Genomic DNA, 1,076 nt, shown 5'->3' on the forward strand with positions numbered 1-1,076 from the left:
TATATTACAAATCAATGCGATTGAGAGGCGATAGTCCTTTTCCAATAATTAAACTGGTGGGCGGCCCTTGGTTTTACGTTCACTCCCTGTTTCTTTTTTTATGTGTGATGATAAGTATAATAATATTGCTAAGGCAGTTGAAAAATTCTTCATTCAGATTCAGGATGCAAATATCAATGATGGTGGCAGGTCTGCTTATTCCTATAATAGCAAATTACTATTATATAAACGGATTAAGCTCATATGGTATCGATCTTGGTCCTGTATCCATGAGTATCACGTTTATCTTTCATGGTGCGGCACTATTGACTTTTCAAATGTTCAATGTAGCACCGATCGCCAGGGAAACTGTTTTTGAAAGTATGAAAGATGGTGTCATCGTTTTAACTCAACAGGGTTTGATTGTTGATTATAACCAAGGAATGCGCAAAGTCATACCTTTGTTGGATGAACATACTATAGGTAAAACGATTACAAGTGTGCTAAATGGGAATCATCATCTTAGGGAAATAATCAATCTTAAGCAAGACAGTGATTTTACATGCAGCATAAATGGTGATATGGTACATTACCATATTGGTTTTTCACCCGTGTTCAACAAAAGCAACCTGCCTATCGGACAGATCATTACCTTCGCCGACGTAACTGAAAGAGTGCTCATGCTGGAAAAGTTGAAACAACTTGCCAGCTTGGACGGATTAACCCAAATATTGAATAGAACATTTTTCATCAAAAAATCAGAAATTTTATTCGATGCTCTAAGCAGGAAAGGCGGCAGTGTTTCAGTCATCATGTTTGATATCGATCATTTTAAAAATGTTAATGATAATTTTGGACATGAAGCAGGGGATGCCGTCATAATGCTTGTTGCAAATACAGCAAAAGAATATATTCGGGAAGGAGATCTATTGGGGCGCTATGGTGGTGAAGAATTTATCGTGTGTTTGCCGAATACCGCTTTATCCACTGCATATGAGTTAGCCGATGTTATAAGGGTAAAGGTTTCTGAAAGTATTGCAGAGGTTAATGGAGAGAAGATTTCCGTTACCTGCAGTTTCGGTGTGACTCATGCATCA

General features: G+C 37.7%; 1 protein-coding gene. It reads left to right on the plus strand.

All coding sequences use genetic code 11. The features are described 5' to 3' along the window. Positions 1-14 precede the first annotated feature (14 nt). On the plus strand, positions 15-1,076 hold a 1,062-nt coding region (locus AC1DVB_RS27465; protein WP_477591996.1), incomplete at its 3' end, for a histidine kinase N-terminal 7TM domain-containing diguanylate cyclase.

The sequence above is a fragment of the Peribacillus sp. P4_D6 genome (assembly GCF_056401795.1).